Annotated in this window: 14 protein-coding genes, 2 rRNA genes and 1 riboswitch (1 of these 17 cut by a window edge); of the genes, 8 read left to right on the top strand and 8 right to left on the bottom strand. The window is 60.0% G+C overall.

What is annotated here, in order from left to right:
• Positions 1 to 86 precede the first annotated feature (86 nt).
• Positions 87 to 710 carry a TetR/AcrR family transcriptional regulator gene (locus tag ACPDZI_RS04105; protein WP_011704823.1) on the bottom strand — a complete coding sequence of 208 codons (624 nt, stop codon included), beginning with the start codon at positions 708 to 710 and terminating at the stop codon, positions 87 to 89.
• Positions 711 to 1,117: 407 nt separating this feature from the next.
• On the opposite strand from ACPDZI_RS04105, the gene leuA reads away from it, so the two are divergent.
• From leuA to ACPDZI_RS04080, 5 genes are all read left to right on the top strand, one after another.
• The gene (gene leuA / locus ACPDZI_RS04100; protein ID WP_011704822.1) at positions 1,118 to 2,692 is read left to right on the top strand and encodes a 2-isopropylmalate synthase; all 1,575 of its coding nucleotides are present in this window, start codon (positions 1,118 to 1,120) and stop codon (positions 2,690 to 2,692) included.
• Positions 2,693 to 2,694: 2 nt separating this feature from the next.
• A complete protein-coding gene (leuB, locus tag ACPDZI_RS04095) occupies positions 2,695 to 3,780 on the top strand; it encodes a 3-isopropylmalate dehydrogenase (RefSeq protein ID WP_263675055.1) in 1,086 nt (361 codons plus the stop codon).
• A 32-nt stretch (positions 3,781 to 3,812) separates the two neighbouring features.
• Positions 3,813 to 5,210: a 3-isopropylmalate dehydratase large subunit gene (gene leuC / locus ACPDZI_RS04090; RefSeq protein ID WP_438834064.1), complete on the top strand. Its 1,398-nt coding sequence runs from the start codon at positions 3,813 to 3,815 to the stop codon at positions 5,208 to 5,210.
• 12 nt (positions 5,211 to 5,222) lie between these two features.
• Complete coding sequence (gene leuD, locus ACPDZI_RS04085; RefSeq protein WP_438834063.1) at positions 5,223 to 5,822, top strand: 3-isopropylmalate dehydratase small subunit; 600 nt, start codon at positions 5,223 to 5,225, stop codon at positions 5,820 to 5,822.
• A 116-nt stretch (positions 5,823 to 5,938) separates the two neighbouring features.
• Positions 5,939 to 6,868 carry a transglutaminase domain-containing protein gene (locus ACPDZI_RS04080; protein ID WP_438834062.1) on the top strand — a complete coding sequence of 310 codons (930 nt, stop codon included), beginning with the start codon at positions 5,939 to 5,941 and terminating at the stop codon, positions 6,866 to 6,868.
• A gap of 98 nt (positions 6,869 to 6,966) precedes the next feature.
• On the opposite strand, the gene ACPDZI_RS04075 is transcribed toward ACPDZI_RS04080, so the two are convergent.
• Positions 6,967 to 7,257 (bottom strand): PilZ domain-containing protein, encoded by a 291-nt coding sequence (locus ACPDZI_RS04075; protein WP_017410271.1) that lies wholly within the window; start codon positions 7,255 to 7,257, stop codon positions 6,967 to 6,969.
• Between the two features lie 91 nt (positions 7,258 to 7,348).
• Positions 7,349 to 7,439: riboswitch (TPP riboswitch) on the top strand.
• Between the two features lie 51 nt (positions 7,440 to 7,490).
• Here ACPDZI_RS04075 and thiB point away from each other — a divergent pair.
• Genes thiB through thiQ form a run of 3 tightly spaced genes read left to right on the top strand, consistent with a single transcriptional unit; the run spans position 7,491 to position 10,845 of the window.
• Entirely contained in the window at positions 7,491 to 8,471 is a 981-nt protein-coding gene (thiB, locus tag ACPDZI_RS04070; protein WP_438834061.1) for a thiamine ABC transporter substrate binding subunit, read from the top strand.
• Positions 8,468 to 10,090, top strand: a complete 1,623-nt coding sequence (thiP, locus tag ACPDZI_RS04065) for a thiamine/thiamine pyrophosphate ABC transporter permease (protein WP_438834060.1) — start codon at positions 8,468 to 8,470, stop codon at positions 10,088 to 10,090. The genes thiB and thiP overlap by 4 nt, the downstream gene beginning before the upstream one ends.
• A 47-nt stretch (positions 10,091 to 10,137) precedes the next feature.
• Positions 10,138 to 10,845 (top strand): thiamine ABC transporter ATP-binding protein, encoded by a 708-nt coding sequence (gene thiQ / locus ACPDZI_RS04060; protein WP_043125053.1) that lies wholly within the window; start codon positions 10,138 to 10,140, stop codon positions 10,843 to 10,845.
• Between the two features lie 67 nt (positions 10,846 to 10,912).
• On the opposite strand, the gene ACPDZI_RS04055 is transcribed toward thiQ, so the two are convergent.
• The 6 genes from ACPDZI_RS04055 to ACPDZI_RS04030 all read right to left on the bottom strand — a co-directional run.
• Entirely contained in the window at positions 10,913 to 12,283 is a 1,371-nt protein-coding gene (locus tag ACPDZI_RS04055; protein ID WP_438834059.1) for a PhoH family protein, read from the bottom strand.
• Positions 12,284 to 12,490: 207 nt separating this feature from the next.
• Entirely contained in the window at positions 12,491 to 13,171 is a 681-nt protein-coding gene (locus ACPDZI_RS04050; protein ID WP_438834058.1) for an NrdJb, read from the bottom strand.
• A gap of 10 nt (positions 13,172 to 13,181) precedes the next feature.
• Positions 13,182 to 15,329 (bottom strand): adenosylcobalamin-dependent ribonucleoside-diphosphate reductase, encoded by a 2,148-nt coding sequence (locus ACPDZI_RS04045; protein ID WP_194759694.1) that lies wholly within the window; start codon positions 15,327 to 15,329, stop codon positions 13,182 to 13,184.
• 207 nt (positions 15,330 to 15,536) lie between these two features.
• A complete protein-coding gene (locus tag ACPDZI_RS04040) occupies positions 15,537 to 15,989 on the bottom strand; it encodes a pullulanase (RefSeq protein WP_011704809.1) in 453 nt (150 codons plus the stop codon).
• A 288-nt stretch (positions 15,990 to 16,277) separates the two neighbouring features.
• A 5S ribosomal RNA gene (gene rrf / locus ACPDZI_RS04035) occupies positions 16,278 to 16,392 on the bottom strand.
• A 78-nt stretch (positions 16,393 to 16,470) separates the two neighbouring features.
• Positions 16,471 to 18,708: ribosomal RNA gene (locus tag ACPDZI_RS04030) — 23S ribosomal RNA — on the bottom strand (it continues 651 nt past the right edge of the window).

The raw sequence follows: 18,708 nt of genomic DNA, 5'->3' as shown, positions 1-18,708 counted from the left end.
ACGGGGTGACACTTGGTTGAACGTGGGATAACAGATTTATGAAAAAAGGGCCGAATGGCCCTTTTTGCTGTCCAGGTGGCAAATGATCAGTTCAGGGTGCCGCGCAGACCGTTTTCCATCAGACGGCAGTTGTGATCCGCCAGGCGGGCCATGAAGTGTTCATCCACGGTCAGGCCAAACACCTGCTCGTAGAGATCCTTCATCACGAACGGTTGCCACATCATGCTGAGGAAGGAGATCTTCAGCATCTCGGGATCCAGATTGTCACCCAGCTCGCCGTTGTTCTTCATGGACTCCAGCAAGGCATCGAACTGGGGCAGCTGGCGTTCCAGCAGGCGGTTCAGCACAAAATCCCGACCTGGACTCTTCTCGGTCGATAATGCACTGGAGATGGCGGAGGTCAGCTCGCTGTTGGGCGCCATCACCTGATAGTAGGTGTTGAGCAGATCGTTGAGGCTGCGGTTGCCGGCCTCATCGTGCCAGGCTTGATCCAGCGGCTCGGCCACATCGCCCAGCACCGCCTTGTAGAGACCCTCTTTGCTGCCGAAGTAGTAGTGGATCATCGCCAGATTGGAGCCGGCCAGCTCGGCGATCTCACGGGTCGTCACCTTGCTGTAGGGGGTGTTGAGAAAACGCTCACGGGCAGCAGAGAGCAACTTGTCACGAATGTCAGAACGTCCGACCGGACGACCAGGTCTACGTTTTTCCATTTAATACCTCGGATAATTCAGCAAAAACTGACAAGTCGATCTGATTGCACAGATGATCGAGTACAGCAGGAATGACCAGATAATCGTGCAAGGGCCGAATATGGGACAAGTAAATTTGCACTCCTTTACAATCCGATTAAATAAACCAGCGAAATGAACCGGGTCTGCGCGGTTGACACAGCATAAAAATCTCGATATTGGTAAAAGCGTTATCGACTGGAAGGATTGATTCATCATGCGTATTGCCGCTCCGCTACTACTAATCTCCCTAATCGCGACCAGTCGCGCGGGATCCTTGTAGCCGGGCTCAGGCATAGCCGGAATTTACAAAAACCCGTGCACCCTGCACGGGTTTTTTTATGCCAACGCAGGATGCACGTCACCGAACTTAGGAAGAGGGAAGTCACATGTCAGATCGGGTCATCATATTCGACACCACCCTGCGCGATGGTGAGCAGGCTCTGGCGGCCAGCTTGACGGTCAAGGAGAAGCTGCAGATCGCCCAGGCGCTGGAGCGGCTCGGTGTCGACGTCATGGAGGTGGGGTTCCCGGTCTCCTCCCCCGGCGACTTTCAATCGGTGCAGACCATCGCCCGCCACATCAAGCAGAGCCGGGTCTGTGCCCTCGCCCGCGCCCTGCCCAAGGACATCGACGCCGCCGGCGAAGCACTGCGGGTCGCCGAAGCCTTTCGCATCCATACCTTCATCTCCACCTCCTCCATCCACGTCGAGAGCAAGCTGAAAAAGAGCTTCGAAGACGTGCTGGAGATGGGGGTCAGCGCCATCAAGCATGCCCGCCGTTACACCGACGACGTGGAGTTCTCCTGCGAGGATGCGGGCCGCACCCCGATAGACAACCTGTGCCGCATGGTGGAGGCCGCCATCAAGGCCGGTGCCCGCACCATCAATATTCCCGATACCGTCGGCTACACGGTACCGACCGAGTTCTCCGGCATCATCCAGACCCTGTTCAACCGGGTACCCAACATCGATCAGGCCATCATCTCGGTGCACTGCCACGACGATCTGGGCCTCTCTGTGGCCAACTCCATCGGCGCCGTGCAGATGGGGGCCCGCCAGATCGAGTGCACCATCAACGGCATCGGCGAGCGGGCCGGCAACTGCTCGCTGGAAGAGGTGGCGATGATCCTGAAGACCCGCGCCGACCTGCTCGGGGTGCACACCAACATCCGCCACAGCGAAATTCATCGCACCAGCGCCCTGGTCAGCCAGCTCTGCAACATGCCGGTGCAGCCCAACAAGGCCATCGTCGGGGCCAACGCCTTCTCCCACAGCTCCGGCATCCATCAGGACGGTGTGCTCAAGGCGAAAAACACCTACGAAATCATCACCCCGGAGAGCATCGGCCTCACTCAGAACAACCTCAACATGACCTCCCGCTCCGGCCGCCACGTCATCAAGCACCGGATGGAGTCCATGGGCTACGCCGAGAGCAGTTACGACCTCGACGATCTCTACGGCAAGTTCCTCACTCTGGCCGACAAGAAGGGGCAGGTGTTCGATTACGATCTGGAGGCCCTCGCCTTCTTCAGCCAGATCCACGAAGAGCCGGAGCACTTCAAGCTGGAGTACCTCGGCGTGCAGAGCGGCAGCTCGGTGATGGCCACCGCCTCGGTGAAATTGAAGGTGGGCCAGGAGATCGTCAGCGAAGCCGCCACCGGCAACGGCCCGGTGGACGCTGTCTACCAGTGCATCAACCGCATCACAGGCTACGAAATCAGCATCGACAAGTACGAACTCAAGGGCAAGGGGGAAGGCAAGAACGCCCTCGGCCAGGTAGACATAGTCGCACAGTACAAGGGCCGAAAATTCCATGGCATGGGCCTGGCCACCGACATCATAGAGTCTTCCGCCCAGGCGTTGATCCACGTGATCAACAGCATCTGGCGTGCCGATCAGGTGGCCGAACAGATGGAACGCAACGTCGCAAAAACAGACAAGATCAATACGGAGAGCGTGTGAGTATGAGCAGTTATCGGATCGCAGTATTGCCGGGTGACGGCATTGGCCCGGAAGTGATGGCCGAAGCCGTCAAGGTGCTGGAAAAGGTGCAGGCCAAATTCGGCTTCGCCCTCGACTACGAGCGCCATGACGTGGGCGGTATCGCCATCGACAACCACGGCACCCCGCTGCCCCAGAGCACCATTGCAGGCTGTGAAGCGGCCGATGCGGTGCTGTTCGGCTCGGTGGGCGGCCCCAAGTGGGAGCACCTGCCCCCCAACGATCAGCCGGAACGCGGCGCCCTGCTGCCCCTGCGCGCCCACTTCAAGCTGTTCTGCAACCTGCGTCCGGCCCGCATCTACACCGGTCTGGAGCAGTTCTCACCGCTGCGTGCCGACATCTCGGATCGCGGTTTTGACATTGCCTGCGTGCGCGAGCTGACCGGTGGCATCTACTTCGGTCAGCCCAAGGGGCGTGAAGGGGAAGGCCCCACCGAGAAGGCGTTCGACACCGAGGTGTACCATCGCTTCGAGATCGAGCGCATCGCCAAGATCGCCTTCGAGTCGGCCCGGGTGCGCAAGGCCAAGGTCACCTCCATCGACAAGGCCAACGTGCTCGCCTCCTCCATTTTGTGGCGCGAAGTGGTGACCGAAGTCGCCAAGTCCTATCCGGACGTGGTGCTGAATCACATGTACATCGACAACGCCACCATGCAGCTCATCAAGGATCCGTCCCAGTTCGACGTGCTGCTCTGCTCCAATCTGTTCGGTGACATCCTCTCCGACGAGTGCGCCATGATCACCGGCTCCATGGGGCTGCTCCCCTCCGCCAGCCTCAACGAATCGGGCTTCGGTCTGTTCGAGCCGGCCGGTGGCTCGGCGCCGGACATCGCCGGCAAGGGCATTGCCAACCCCATCGCCCAGATCCTCTCCGCCGCCCTGATGCTGCGCTATAGCCTGGGCCAGGAAGCCGCCGCCCAGGCCATCGAGCAGGCCGTGGCCCAGACCCTGGCAGAAGGCTATTTCACCGCCGACCTGCATCAGGCCAGCGCCCGTCACCCGGTGCAGAGCACGGCCGAGATGGGTAGCCAGATCGCCGCGCGCATCTGACCCCACGGCATCGATAACAAGGAAACCGAGCAATGGCCAAGACCCTCTATCAGAAAGTATTCGACGCCCACGTGGTCCGAGAAGTGGAGGGGGAAACCCCCCTCATCTACATCGACCGCCATCTGGTGCATGAAGTGACCAGCCCGCAGGCATTCGACGGCCTGCGCGCCATGAACCGCCAGCTGCGCCGCCCGGACCTGACCTGGGCCACCATGGATCACAACGTCTCCACCACCACCAAGGACATCGCCGCCTCCGGTGAGATGGCCCGCATCCAGATGGAAACGCTGGCCACCAACTGCAAGGAGTTCGGGGTTCGTCTCTACGATCTCAACCACAAATATCAGGGGATCGTCCATGTGATGGGCCCCGAGCTCGGCATTACCCTGCCCGGCACCACCATCGTCTGCGGCGACTCCCACACCGCCACCCATGGCGCCTTCGGCTCGCTGGCGTTCGGCATCGGCACTTCCGAAGTGGAACATGTGATGGCGACCCAGACCCTGAAACAGGGCCGCGCCAAGACCATGCGCATTTCGGTCAATGGCAAGCTGGCCGAGGGTATCAGCGCCAAGGACGTGGTGCTGGCCATCATAGGCCGGGTCGGCCACGCCGGTGGTACCGGCTACGTGGTGGAGTTTGCTGGTGAGGCCATTGCGAGCCTCTCCATGGAAGGGCGGATGACGGTGTGCAACATGGCCATCGAGCTCGGCGCCAAGGCCGGCATGATCGCCCCCGACCAGACCACCATCGACTACATCCGTGGCAAGGAGTTTGCCCCCAAGGGCGAGGCGCTGGAACAAGCCATCGCCTACTGGCAGAGCCTCAAGAGCGATGAAGGTGCCCGCTTCGATGCCGAAGTGGTGCTGGACGCCGCAGACATCGCGCCGCAGGTCACCTGGGGCACCAACCCGGGTCAGGTGATTGCCGTCAATGAGCCGATTCCGGCACCGGAATCCTTCAGCGATCTGATGGAGCAACAGTCAGCCCGCAAGGCGCTCGCCTACATGGACCTGCAGCCGGGTCAGAAGCTCTCCGATGTCGCCATCGACAAGGTGTTCATCGGATCCTGCACCAACAGCCGCATCGAGGATCTGCGCGCCGCCGCCGTCATCGCCCGCGGTCGCAAGGTCGCGGCCGGGGTGCAGGCGCTGGTAGTGCCGGGCTCCGAACAGGTGAAGGCGCAGGCCGAGGCCGAGGGGCTGGACAAGATCTTCATCGAGGCTGGCTTTGAGTGGCGCCTGCCCGGCTGCTCCATGTGTCTGGCCATGAACAACGACCGGCTGCAACCGGGGGAGCGCTGCGCCTCCACCAGCAACCGCAACTTCGAAGGACGCCAGGGCCGCGCCGGCCGCACCCATCTGGTCAGCCCGGCCATGGCCGCCGCTGCCGCCGTCACCGGCCGCTTCGCCGACATTCGTGCACTGTAAGAGGGAACGTACATGACAGGTTTCAAACAGCATAAAGGGATCGTCGTCCCCCTCGACAGCGCCAACGTCGACACCGACGCCATCATTCCCAAGCAGTTTCTGCAGAAGGTCAACCGCATCGGTTTTGGCAAGCACCTGTTCCACGACTGGCGCTTCCTCGACGATGCCGGTCAGCAGCCCAACCCCGAGTTCGTGCTCAACCAGCAGCAATTCGCCGGTGCCAGCATCCTGCTGGCCCGCGAGAACTTCGGCTGTGGCTCGAGCCGCGAGCACGCCCCCTGGGCGCTGGCCGACTACGGCTTCAAGACCATCATTGCCCCGAGCTTTGCCGACATCTTCTACGGCAACGCCATCAACAATGGCATGGTACCGGTGCGCCTGAAGGAAGAGGAGGTCGACGCACTGTTCCAGCTGGTTGCCGCCAAACCTGGCATCCAGATTGAAGTGGATCTGGAAGTCAATCAGGTGCGCGCCGGTGAGCTCAGTTTCTGTTTCGAGATCGACGAGTTCCGCCGCTACTGCCTGCTCAACGGGCTGGACGCCATCGGCCTGACCCTGCAACACGAAGCCGCCATCAGCGCCTTCGAGGCGAAGCAGCCGAGCTGGATTTGACCCATCAGGTGCCATAAAACGAGTAGAATCAACAGGGAGCCGAGGCTCCCTGTTTTATTGTCAGGCCAGACTGCACGTATGGCCGGCCACTTCTGCATGCCCGACGGGACACCTGAATGAAGATGACGATCGCCCTCCCCCTGCTCTGTGGCCTCTGGCTGGCGCTGCCGGTCTGCGCCGGGCAGACCTATTTCAACAGCAGCGGCGGTCAGCTCAACGTCGGCTGGCAGGACAAGGACGGCAAGACGCAGCAGCTCACCTATCGGCTGGAGGCGGGCAAGCTGCCGCCACTCATCGCCTATCGGCCGGCCCGCATGCAGGAGGACGTGCTACAGAGCCTGCTGCAACAGGGGATGGCCGAGTTCCCCACCGTGCAGTTCTCCCTCTCTCGCCCCCAGATGGAGCTCAAGATCAAGGGACGCCAGCCCGAGCAGGTCAACAAGGCCATGGGCTGGCTTACCCAGCAACGGGACAAGCTGGAGTCCGAGTGGCTCAAGCAGCACTATTTCCAGCCCTTCACCGCTCCCGACGGCGCTGCCGCCATCAAGCAGGACCATGTTCGCATCGCGCTGGAGAGTCGCAGCGAACTGGCGCCGCTGGCCGAGCAGCTCAAGCAGCAGGGCAGCACCGAGACCGAAGCCCGCCTGAAGACGGTAGCCCATATGCTCGACTTCGTGCAATCCATCCCCTATCAGCTGCTCGACAGCCAGTCGGGGCGCCAGGGGAAGGGCTTTTTAACCCCGCGCCAGGTGCTGGAGCAGAACCAGGGCGACTGCGACAGCAAGGTGACCCTGATGGCCGCCATGCTGGCCCAGCTCTTTCCCGAATTGAAACAGGCCATGGTGTTCGTACCGGGCCATGCCCTGCTGGGAGTGGCGCTGCCAGCAAAGCCGGGTGAGGCCACCCTGAACCGGGAAGGGGAAACCTATCTGCTGATGGAGCCCACCGGCCCGGCCCAGCTGGCGATGGGCCAACTGGCCCCCACCAGCAAGACCCTCATCGACAGCAAGCAGCTGAGCGTGCAGCCGGTTCGCGCGGACAAGTAGCGCTGCTCGCCGGAGCCGTCGTAAACATGAGGGAGCACGCCAGAATGAAATCGACCAGCGCGGGGCTGGTCGATGCATGACGAAGGGGTGACGGCCGCTCAGGCGAGGGCCTGGAACTCGATGGCCAGCAGCAGTCCATCCTCTTCTTCCAGCACCCGGATGATGCGGGCCTGCGCCTCGAAGGGGGGCAGCAGGTTGTTGTTGGTGGCTAGGCTCACCCGGATGGGTTGGCTCACATCGAGCTGATGCTCGGCGACGGCAATCCCCATGCCGTTGGCGCTGAGATCCCGGCAGACCCCTTCCAGTACCTGCTGTTGCTGAAAGATGGTGACGGGGGCATTGATTATCATGCGCTGGAAGGCGCGTCTTTCCTTGGTGCTGGTGATCACGCGAACATCCTCTGTTGTCTGACGCCGTCTTGCTGGCCCGCAGGAACAATTGTGCTGGCCTCCCCCCAAGAACGTTAATACAATGCGGTTCGTTTCTCAAACGGGGTGCGGTTTACCGCTGAGATTATACCCGTGAACCTGATCCAGATAATGCTGGCGGAGGAATTTGAGGCATGGCGCTCATTTTTTGCGCCCTCATCCGCTGGCACCTCATTGCTAAGGGAGTGCCACTCATGAAAACCCTGTTGCTGGTCGCCGCCAGCCTGCTCAGTGCCCAGGCCTTCGCGGCCGAGACCCTCACCGTCTACACCTACAACTCCTTCACCGCCGAATGGGGACCCGGTCCCAAGATCAAGCAGGCCTTCGAGAAGGAGTGCGGCTGCACCCTCAAACTAGTGCCGCTTGAAGATGGCGTGGCCATCCTCAACCGGCTGCGGCTGGAGGGCAAGCACAGCAAGGCCGATCTGGTGCTGGGGCTGGACGATGCACTCGTCAGCGAAGCCAAACAGAGCGGCCTGTTTGCCCCCCACGGCAGCAAGCTGGACGGAGTCAAAGTGCCGGGCGGCTGGCAGGACGATACTTTCGTCCCCTACGACTACGGCTACTTCGCCTTCGTCTACGACCAGAGCAAGCTCAAGAACCCGCCCAAGAGCCTCAAAGAGCTGGTAGAGCGCCCGGACCTCAAGGTGATCTATCAGGATCCGCGCACCTCCACCCCGGGTCAGGGGCTGATGCTGTGGATGAAGTCGGTCTACGGGGATGAGGCACCAGCCGCCTGGGCACAGCTGGCCAAGAAGACGGTCACCGTCACCAAGGGCTGGTCCGAGGCCTACGGCATGTTCCTCGACGGCGAGGCGGACATGGTGCTCTCCTACACCAGCTCCCCGGCCTATCACCTGATTGCCGAAAACAAGCCGCAGTATCAGGCTGCGGCGTTTGAGGAGGGTCATTACCGCCAGGTGGAAGTCGCCGCCAAGCTCAGCAGCGCCACCCAGGGCAAGCTGGCGGATAAGTTCCTGCAGTTCATGACAAGCCCCGCCTTCCAGAACGAGATGGCCACCGGCAACTGGATGTATCCGGTGATCGACACGCCGCTGCCCAAGGGCTTCGAGCAGATGATCACCGTAGCCAAGCCGCTTGCCTTCAGCAGCGACGAGGTGGCCGCCAATCGCAAGAACTGGATCCGCGAGTGGCTGCAAGCCGTCACCCAGTGAGCAGTATCTTCGCCAGAGCGCTGGCTCGTCCCCTCTGGTGGCTGCCGGGCAGTGCTGCCACCCTGATCATCCTGCTGCTCTCCTTGGGGCCGCTGGCGGCCCTGTTGTGGCAGGCCGGGGCGCTGGCGCCCCGTACCCTGCTGGCCGACCCCTACCTGCGCCACGTGCTGGGCTTCAGCCTCTGGCAGGCGCTGCTCTCCACCCTGCTGAGCCTGGGGCTGGCCATTCCGGTGGCCCGCGCCCTGGCGCGGCGCCGCTTTCCGGGTCGCACCCTGCTCATCAAGCTGTTCGGCCTTTCGCTGGTATTGCCGGTCATCATTGCCGTCTTCGGCATCGTCGCGGTACACGGCAAACAGGGTTGGTTGCCACAACTGCTGCACGGGCTGGGGCTTGCCCCTGGCAATTATCTTTATGGTCTGTTCGGTATCCTGCTGGCCCACATCTTCTTCAACATGCCGCTGGCGGCGCGCCTGTTGCTGCAGAGCCTAGAGGGCATCCCCGAGTCCTCCTGGCGCCTCGCCAGCCAACTCGGCATGCGCTCCTCCCACATCTTCCGGCTGCTGGAGTGGCCGCTGATCCGGGCCCAGTTGCCAGGCTTGGCCAACCTCATCTTCATGCTCTGCTTCACCAGCTTCGCCACCGTGCTGGCGCTCGGGGGCGGCCCCAAATCCACCACACTGGAGGTAGCCGTCTATCAGGCGCTGCGCTTTGACTTCGATCTCGCCACCGCCGGCGGACTGGCACTGGTGCAGCTCATCCTGACCGCCGCCCTGCTGATGCTGCAGCACAAGCTGCAGAGCAGCCCGGCCAGCCGGATCACTTCTCATCGCCCCTGTCTGCGCCCGGACCGCCATCAGCCGGGAACCGGTCTGGTGGACGCCCTCGCCCTCAGTATCGGGCTGGCGGTATTCCTGCCCCCCTTGCTGGCGATCGTGGTAGCCGGCCTCAACCCCGGCCTGCCAGATGCACTGACCTCAAGCAAGTTGTGGCTGGCCAGCGGCCAGTCGCTGCTGATCGCGCTGGCGGCGGGCAGCCTGGCCACACTGCTCGGCAGTGCGCTGCTGCTCACCAGCCGCCACCTGCGCGTGCGGGCCCGCAAGCGGCGAGCCGCCGCCCTGTGGGAGACCAGCGGCTCGGTGATCCTGATGATCCCGGCGGTAGTGCTCTCCACCGGCCTGTTCATCCTGTTCATGCCGTTCGCCGACGTGTTCGCCCTCGGTCCCTGGCTGGTGGTGCTGGTCAATGCCCTGATGGCGCTGCCCTATGTGCTGCGTACCCTCTCCGCTCCTATGCAATTGGTGGTGCGCCAATACGACCGGCTGGCCGACAGCCTGGGAGTACGCGGCCTGCATCGCCTGCGGCTGGTTGAGTGGCCCCTGCTGCGCCGTCCGCTGGGCCAGGCGGCGGCGCTGGCCATGATATTGTCGCTCGGGGATCTCGGTGCCATCGCCATGTTCGGCAGCCAGGAGCTCACCACCCTGCCTTGGCTACTCTATCAGCAGCTTGGCAGCTATCGGTTGACCGAGGCGGCTGCTACCGCCCTGCTGCTGCTGCTGCTCTGTTTCTCCCTGTTCTGGCTGATTGAACGTGGCCTGGGAGGCAAGCATGCAGAGCATTGAAGCCACGCCCCTACCGTTTATTCGGCCAAGCCCTTGGAGAAGAAAACATGCTGAATATTGATCAGCTGGTCACCAGCTACCCGGACTGGCGCGTCAGCTTCAGCGCCACCCTGCCCAAGGGGGAGATCACCGCGCTGATTGGTCCGAGCGGTGCTGGCAAGTCGACCCTGCTCGGCATGATCGCCGGTTTCGTGCCGGTAGAGTCCGGCACCCTCGACTTCGATGGCGAGGATCTGCTGCCGCTGGGCCCGGCCGCGCGACCGGTCACCACCTTGTTTCAGGATCACAACCTGTTCCTGCATCTGTCGGTGTTCGACAACATCGCCATCGGCCTGCACCCCGGCCTGCGCCTGAACGCAGCCCAACGGGCTCAGGTGAAAGATGCCGCGAGCCGGGTCGGCCTTGGCGAGATGCTCACCCGGCTGCCGGAACAGCTCTCCGGCGGCCAGCAACAGCGGGTCGGGCTGGCCCGCGCCCTGGTGCGGGGCAAACCGCTGCTGCTGCTGGATGAACCCTTCTCGGCGCTCGATCCGGCCCTACGCCGGGAGATGCTGGCGGAAGTGGCGAGGCTTGCCTGCGAGCAGGGCATTACCGTGCTGATGGTGTCTCACAACCCGGAGGATGCCCAGCTCATTGCCGATCAAGTCCTGTTCGTCGACGAGGGGCGCATCGCCCTGCAGGGTACGCCGGACATTCTGCACAATAGCGACCACCCCGGTCTGCTGCGCTACCTTGGCCGCACGCAGGAACCATGACCGGCGACGGGATCAAAAAAGGGAAGCCGCTTGGCTTCCCTTTTTCATACGAAGATAGTCAGTCAAATCAGAGATTTTCCTCGGCGAAGGAGGCGAGCTTGCTGCGCACCACCCCGTTCAGGAAGATGTTGGCACTGCCGTCGAAGTCTTTGAAACGCTCGACGATGTAGGTTAGCCCCGACGTCACCGGGCTCAGGTAGTTGGAGTCGATCTGGGCCAAGTTGCCGGAGCAGACGATCTTGGTGCCCTCGCCGCAGCGGGTGATGATGGTCTTGATCTGGGACGCGGTCAGGTTCTGGCACTCGTCCAGCAGCACGAAGGTGTTCTGGATGCTGCGCCCGCGCATGAAGTTGACCGATTTGAACTGGATGTTGGCCTTCTCCATGATGTAGCTGAGGGACCCGCTCATGTTCTCGTCCTGCTTGTGCAGCACCTCCAGGGTGTCGGTTACCGCCGCCAGCCAAGGCATCATCTTCTCCTCCTCGGTACCGGGCAGGAAGCCGATGCTTTCGGCAATTTCCGGGGTATTTCGAGTGACGATCACCTTCTCGTAGATCCCCTTCTCGATCACCAGCTCCAGCGCAGCAGCCATGGCCAGCAAGGTTTTGCCGCAACCGGCCGGGCCAGTCAGGATCACCAGATCGATGTGCGGATCCAGCAGTGCATCCAGCGCCATCCCCTGATAGACGTTCTTGGGATGGACACCCCACGCCTTGCGGGACATCAGTCGCTCGCGGCCCAGATCCTTGATGCGGATCTTCTGGCCATCGTGACTGAGCACCCGGGCAGCAAAGAAATTCTCTTCATCCACCAGATACTGGTTTACGTGAACCCCCTCCAGCAGGTTGGCATCGATCACATGGATTGTGTCGCGGCCGTGGGTCTCGCTCTCGCACTCGCCGACGCGCTCCCAGAAGCTGCCGGGCACCACCTGAAAGCCCTTGGCCAGCAGGCGGATATCATCGATCAGCTGGTCGCTGCGATAATCCTCGACGTGGGCAAGTCCGGCCCCCTTGGCCTTGAGGCGCATGTTGATATCTTTGGTGACCAGCACCACCTGACGCTTCAACTCATGCTTTTGCAGATAGAGGGCCGCGTTGATGATGCGGTTGTCGGCCTCCTTGTCGGTGAACACCTCGGCATCCTGCGGCAGATGGTGATCGCTGAAGATGCAGATATGGCCGCTCGCCTCGCCGGCCAGCGGTACTCCTTGCGCAATCTGCTCCGGAGTCGCATCGCGGAACACATCTTCCAGCGCACGGATGGCTACCCGCGCGTCGCGGCTGACATCCTTGTGACGATCCTTGATGTTATCGAGCTCTTCCAGCACCGTCATGGGGATGAGCACATCGTGCTCTTTGAAGGAGTAGATAGCGAGGGGTTCGTGAAGCAGAACGTTGGTATCCAGGATAAACAGCTTTCGGTCCGTATTGTCCATAAGCATCCTCCTTGGCACTGAAGGGCCACGTGTGTGAATCTCGGATGTCATTGAAACCACACGGCCGTGACAGTTTTATTACCTTCAACGCTACGCCCGATTTTACCATCACGCAACAAATGACTTGCAGCACCAGAATCGTTCGAACAGAAAAGCAGCAATAAAAAAGACCGGCCATCGGGCCGGTCTTTTTATTTATCTAGCGGATTAACCACATTTGGAGTCGCCACAATTGAGGCAAGTCATGCAGCCATCCTTAAGCACCAGCGCCTTGGTATGACACTTGTAGCAGAGCGCCGCATTGGCCGGGAAACCGCTGCCAGCCTGTTGCTCTTCGGCCTCCTGAGCAGCTTTCAATTCAGCCTGTTTCTCGGCCAGAAACGCCTGCTGATGCTCGTCCAGCCCCGGCGCCTTGAGCATGCCGATCTCGGTGAGATGGCTCTCGATCACGTTGCCAATTTCGGCGATCAGCGATGGAACGTACTTGCCCTTGTTCCAGTATCCGCCCTTGGGATCAAACACCGAGCGCAGCTCCTCCACCAGAAAGGTGACATCCCCACCTTTACGGAATACGGCGGAGATAATGCGGGTCAGCGCAACGATCCACTGGTAGTGTTCCAGGCTCTTTGAGTTAATGAAAATCTCGAACGGGCGGCGGGTTTCGTGAACAGTACCCTCGTTGAGAATGATGTCGTTGATAGTGATGAACAGCGAGTGTTCGGAGACATGCTCCGGCGTCTTCAGCTTGTAGGTGGTGCCCATCAACCGCTCCGGCCTCAACACCGTCTCGTGCATGTGAACCACGTCATCCTGCACAGGGGGTTGCTGCGGTTCATCCCGGGTTTTCACCTGGTAGGCGACGATTTTCCTGTCGATTTTCTTGACCATGCGCTCGTCCTCAGAATTTACCGTAATAGCCTTCTTTCAAGGCATCATAGAGGTTGGCAGCGGTATGCAGCTCGCCATCGTATTCGATCTCTTCGTTCCCTTTCGCCGTGACGACCGAGCCATCCTCCAGGGTGAACTCGTACAGGGTGTTCTCCAGATCCTGCTCCTTCACCAGCACCCCCTGGAAGGCTGCCGGGTTGAACCGGAAGGTGGTGCAGCCCTTGAGCCCCGAATCCGACGCATAGAGGTAGATGTCCTTGAACTGCTCGAACGGAAAGTCGGTCGGCACGTTGGCCGTCTTGGAAATGGAGGAGTCGATCCAGCGCTGGGCCGCCGCCTGAATGTCTACGTGCTGGGCCGGGCTGATGTCGTCGGCGGTGATGAAGTAATCCGGCAACCGGGTCGCCTCATCCTCGGCATAAGGCATGGCAGCCGGATTGACCAGCTCGCGGTAGGCCAGCAGCTCATAGGAGTAGACATCCACGCTCTCCTTGCTCTTCTTGCCCGGCTTGATGACGTTGCGACTGTAGTGATGGGCAAAGCTCGGTTCGATGCCGTTGCTGGCGTTGTTGGCCAGCGATAGCGAAATGGTGCCGGTCGGTGCAATGCTGCTGTGGTGAGTGAAACGCCCCCCCACCTCGGCCAGCTCGGCAACCAGAGCGGGATCCACCTCGGCCACCTGTTGCATGTAGCGGCTGTAACGGGCGTGCAGCACCTTGCCCTTCACCTTGTCACCGAGCTTGATACCGTCAGCCGCCATCTCTGGGCGCAGCCGCAGCAGCTTGCCGGTCACCTCGAACTCCTGCTCCATGATGGGGGCCGGGCCTTTCTCCTTCGCCAAGGCCAGGGACTCGCGCCAGCCGGTCAGGGCAAGCTCCTGAGATACCTGCTCGGTAAAGGCGACGGCGGCGGCAGAACCGTATTTTATCCGCAGCATGGTGAGGGCCGAGCCGAGGCCAAGGAAGCCCATGCCATGACGGCGTTTGCTGATGATCTCCTCACGCTGCCTGGCAAGCGGCAGCTGGTTGATCTCCACCACGTTGTCCAGCATGCGGGTGAAGATGGCCACCACCTTGCGAAAGGCGGACCAGTCGAAGGCGGCCTGTTCGGTGAAAGGATCGCGCACGAACCGGGTCAGGTTGACGGACCCCAGCAGGCAGGCACCATAGGGGGGCAGAGGCTGCTCACCGCAGGGGTTGGTGGCGCGGATCTCCTCGCAGAACCAGTTGTTGTTCATCTGATTGACCTTGTCGATCAGGATGAAGCCGGGCTCCGCGTAGTCATAGGTCGAAGTCATGATGACGTTCCACAGCTTGCGGGCAGGCAGGGTCTTGTAGACCTTGCAGGCAACTTGCCCCAGCTCGTTGAACACCACCCCTTCCCTGTTCGGCCAATCGGCCCAAAACACCTGAGTCGGATCGTCCAGCGTTATGCCGTCCTGCTCCACCTCCCTGGCGGTGTAGGGGAAGATAAGCTGCCAGGGGGCATCCTCTTTCACCGCCTTGACGAACTCTTCGGTGATGAGCAGGGAGAGGTTGAACTGACGCAGACGGCCATCCTCCCGCTTGGCCTGGATAAACTCGACAACATCGGGGTGACGGATATCCATGGTGCCCATCTGGGCGCCGCGACGACCACCGGCGGACGAGACGGTGAAACACATTTTGTCGTAGATATCCATGAAGGAGAGCGGGCCCGAGGTATAGGCCCCGGCACCGGAGACAAAAGCTCCGCGCGGGCGCAGGGTTGAAAAATCATAGCCGATGCCACAACCGGCTTTCAGGGTCAGCCCCGCTTCGTGCACCTTGCCGAGGATATCGTCCATCGAATCCTCGATGGTGCCGGAGACGGTGCAGTTGATGGTCGAGGTCGCCGGCTTGTGCTCGAAGGCTCCCGCATTGGACGTGATGCGGCCCGCCGGGATGGCACCGTTGCGCAGTGCCCACAGGAAGGGCTCATACCAGACGTCTGGCTGCGACTCCTGGCCAGCCAGGGCACGAGCGACCCGCTGGTAGGTTTCATCGATCGTGCCATCAATGGGGACGCCATCCTTGCTCTTGAGACGATACTTGCTATCCCAGATCTCGAAGGATGTGTCCTGCAGGGGGATCAGGCGAGAGGCGCTCTCACTCTCCTGCACCGGGTTGGATTTAGCCATGTTCAATCAACCTCATGTGAATGGAACAACGTCACGACAGTAGCAACAAACACAACCAATAGTAAACAAACAAAATAAAAACACTATATGTAGTATTTAAATGACGAGAGAGCCTGTCTCATCCTAAAAAAAACACCCCGGCCAGCGGTGTGCTGGGCCGGGGCATTGACCGATTCATCGCCCGGGAAACGTGCTTCCCGGTCCAGATCAGGGTTTCTTGACGTACACGGTCGGGGTGTCGCCCGCCATGTTCAGATAGAACTCATAGACACCATCCGCATCCGGAGAGAACTTCATATCTTCATACTTGGAGCAGGGGTTGACCGGTACGGCTTCGCCACCCAGCACGGCAACGCCGTCACTCGGGCTCTTGTAGCCGAAGTTGGTGCCACAGCTCCAGCCAGAATCGGCGAACTTGAACTTGTAGGGAGCCCACTCTTTCTTGAGCGTTCCCTTGGCCATGTAGAGCTTGTCGGCCACCTTGACCACCTTGCTCGCGTCGGTTGCCATCCAGTCGTTCATCTCCCCACGCAGGTAGATGGACTTGCCACCGAAATCGCTGTTGTCCGCAGCCGCTTGTTCAGCGCCACCGTGAGATGCGCAACCGCCTAATACCAGGGTTCCCGCCGCCAGCATCATCGTTACTGTTCTTTTGAACATGTGTCCATTCCTCAGATTATTGTGATTCCTTGGCCCATCGAACGTGGGCAGACGAATTAAAGCAGAGCGGGCATCACAAGAAAGGTAGAGGCATCACATTCTGTGCTTTTTCTGTGCAGCAATTGAATTGATGGACAAATATCAGCCAGGCAAGAAGCAGAGCATATAGGAAATGGGGTCAGGAAAGATAATCTTGCGCGAACAGATAAACGGGGTTCAGAGAGAAAAAGGCTGAATTTCAGGCAATAAAAAACCCCGCTCAGATGAGCGGGGTTTCTTGTATTGGGTGCCTGGCAGTGTCCTACTCTCGCATGGCGAATGCCACACTACCATCGGCGCTACCGCGTTTCACTTCTGAGTTCGGCATGGGATCAGGTGGTTCCACGGCGCTATGGCCGCCAGGCAAATTCTTCAATCTGAGAAAGCTGACATAAGTAGTTTCGTATTTGTCACAAGGCTCGAAACACTTCTTGGGTGTTGTATGGTTAAGCCTCACGGGTAATTAGTATGGGTTAGCTCAACACGTCACCGCGCTTACACACCCCACCTATCAACGTTGTGGTCTCCAACGGCCCTTTAGGACCCTCAAGGGGTCAGGGATGACTCATCTCAGGGCTCGCTTCCCGCTTAGATGCTTTCAGCGGTTATCGATTCCGAACTTAGCTACCGGGCAGTGCCACTGGCGTGACAACCCGAACACCAGAGGTTCGTTCACTCCGGTCCTCTCGTACTAGGAGCAACTCCCTTCAATCATCCAACGCCCACGGCAGATAGGGACCGAACTGTCTCACGACGTTCTGAACCCAGCTCGCGTACCACTTTAAATGGCGAACAGCCATACCCTTGGGACCGACTTCAGCCCCAGGATGTGATGAGCCGACATCGAGGTGCCAAACACCGCCGTCGATATGAACTCTTGGGCGGTATCAGCCTGTTATCCCCGGAGTACCTTTTATCCGTTGAGCGATGGCCCTTCCATTCAGAACCACCGGATCACTATGACCTACTTTCGTACCTGCTCGACCTGTCCGTCTCGCAGTTAAGCTGGCTTATGCCATTGCACTAACCTCCTGATGTCCGACCAGGATTAGCCAACCTTCGTGCTCCTCCGTTACTCTTTGGGAGGAGACCGCCCCAGTCAAACTACCCACCAGGCACTGTCCGCGACCCGGATTCACGGGCCTGCGTTAGAACATCAAACATACAAGGGTGGTATTTCAAGGACGGCTCCAGCGCAACTGGCGTCACGCCTTCAAAGCCTCCCACCTATCCTACACATGTAGGTTCAATGTTCAGTGCCAAGCTGTAGTAAAGGTTCACGGGGTCTTTCCGTCTAGCCGCGGGTACACCGCATCTTCACGGCGAATTCGATTTCACTGAGTCTCGGGTGGAGACAGCATGGCCATGGTTACACCATTCGTGCAGGTCGGAACTTACCCGACAAGGAATTTCGCTACCTTAGGACCGTTATAGTTACGGCCGCCGTTTACCGGGGCTTCGATCAAGAGCTTCGCTTGCGCTAACCCCATCAATTAACCTTCCGGCACCGGGCAGGTGTCACACCCTATACGTCCACTTTCGTGTTTGCAGAGTGCTGTGTTTTTGATAAACAGTCCCAGCCATCTGGTCACTGCGACTCCCGACAGCTCCATCCGCAAGGGACTTCACCATCAAGAGCGAACCTTCTCCCGAAGTTACGGTTCTATTTTGCCTAGTTCCTTCACCCGAGTTCTCTCAAGCGCCTTGGTATTCTCTACCCGACCACCTGTGTCGGTTTGGGGTACGATGACTTGTAATCTGAAGCTTAGAGGCTTTTCCTGGAAGCAGGGCATCAATGGCTTCCGCACCGTAGTGCGTTCGTCTCGTGTCTCAGTGTTGTGTCTCCGGATTTGCCTAGAAACACCACCTACGCACTTTCACCAGGACAACCGTCGCCTGGCCCACCTAGCCTTCTCCGTCCCCCCATCGCAATTACAAGTCGTGCAGGAATATTAACCTGCTTCCCATCGACTACGCCTTTCGGCCTCGCCTTAGGGGTCGACTCACCCTGCCCCGATTAACGTTGGACAGGAACCCTTGGTCTTCCGGCGAGGAGGCTTTTCACCCCCTTTATCGTTACTTACGTCAGCATTCGCACTTCTGATATCTCCAGCATACCTCTCGATACACCTTCGCAGACTTACAGAACGCTCCCCTACCACTCACACTTAGTGTGAATCCGCGGCTTCGGTGCCTGGTTTGAGCCCCGTTACATCTTCCGCGCAGGCCGACTCGACTAGTGAGCTATTACGCTTTCTTTAAATGATGGCTGCTTCTAAGCCAACATCCTAGCTGTCTGAGCCTTCCCACATCGTTTCCCACTTAACCAGAACTTTGGGACCTTAGCCGGCGGTCTGGGTTGTTTCCCTCTTCACGACGGACGTTAGCACCCGCCGTGTGTCTCCCGGATATTACTTACTGGTATTCGGAGTTTGCATGGGGTTGGTAAGTCGGGATGACCCCCTAGCCCAAACAGTGCTCTACCCCCAGTAGTATTCGTCCGAGGCGCTACCTAAATAGCTTTCGGGGAGAACCAGCTATCTCCGAGTTTGATTGGCCTTTCACCCCCAGCCACAGGTCATCCCCTAACTTTGCAACGTTAGTGGGTTCGGTCCTCCAGTTGATGTTACTCAACCTTCAACCTGCCCATGGCTAGATCACCCGGTTTCGGGTCTACACC

Source organism: Aeromonas oralensis (assembly GCF_049665575.1).
In the GTDB taxonomy this organism is placed as follows: Bacteria; Pseudomonadota; Gammaproteobacteria; order Enterobacterales; family Aeromonadaceae; genus Aeromonas; species Aeromonas hydrophila.
The sequence above is the reverse complement of the archived record's forward strand: the minus strand, read 5'-3'. Positions and strand labels throughout refer to the sequence as shown.

What these genes read in the sequence shown, in the direction of transcription:
- ACPDZI_RS04105 (WP_011704823.1), bottom strand. Translation starts at nt 710, where the DNA reads ATGGAAAAACGTAGACCTGGTCGTCCGGTCGGACGTTCTGACATTCGT.
- leuA (WP_011704822.1), top strand. Translation starts at nt 1,118, where the DNA reads ATGTCAGATCGGGTCATCATATTCGACACCACCCTGCGCGATGGTGAG.
- leuB (WP_263675055.1), top strand. Translation starts at nt 2,695, where the DNA reads ATGAGCAGTTATCGGATCGCAGTATTGCCGGGTGACGGCATTGGCCCG.
- leuC (WP_438834064.1), top strand. Translation starts at nt 3,813, where the DNA reads ATGGCCAAGACCCTCTATCAGAAAGTATTCGACGCCCACGTGGTCCGA.
- leuD (WP_438834063.1), top strand. Translation starts at nt 5,223, where the DNA reads ATGACAGGTTTCAAACAGCATAAAGGGATCGTCGTCCCCCTCGACAGC.
- ACPDZI_RS04080 (WP_438834062.1), top strand. Translation starts at nt 5,939, where the DNA reads ATGAAGATGACGATCGCCCTCCCCCTGCTCTGTGGCCTCTGGCTGGCG.
- thiB (WP_438834061.1), top strand. Translation starts at nt 7,491, where the DNA reads ATGAAAACCCTGTTGCTGGTCGCCGCCAGCCTGCTCAGTGCCCAGGCC.
- thiQ (WP_043125053.1), top strand. Translation starts at nt 10,138, where the DNA reads ATGCTGAATATTGATCAGCTGGTCACCAGCTACCCGGACTGGCGCGTC.
- ACPDZI_RS04055 (WP_438834059.1), bottom strand. Translation starts at nt 12,283, where the DNA reads ATGGACAATACGGACCGAAAGCTGTTTATCCTGGATACCAACGTTCTG.
- ACPDZI_RS04050 (WP_438834058.1), bottom strand. Translation starts at nt 13,171, where the DNA reads ATGGTCAAGAAAATCGACAGGAAAATCGTCGCCTACCAGGTGAAAACC.
- ACPDZI_RS04045 (WP_194759694.1), bottom strand. Translation starts at nt 15,329, where the DNA reads ATGGCTAAATCCAACCCGGTGCAGGAGAGTGAGAGCGCCTCTCGCCTG.
- ACPDZI_RS04040 (WP_011704809.1), bottom strand. Translation starts at nt 15,989, where the DNA reads ATGTTCAAAAGAACAGTAACGATGATGCTGGCGGCGGGAACCCTGGTA.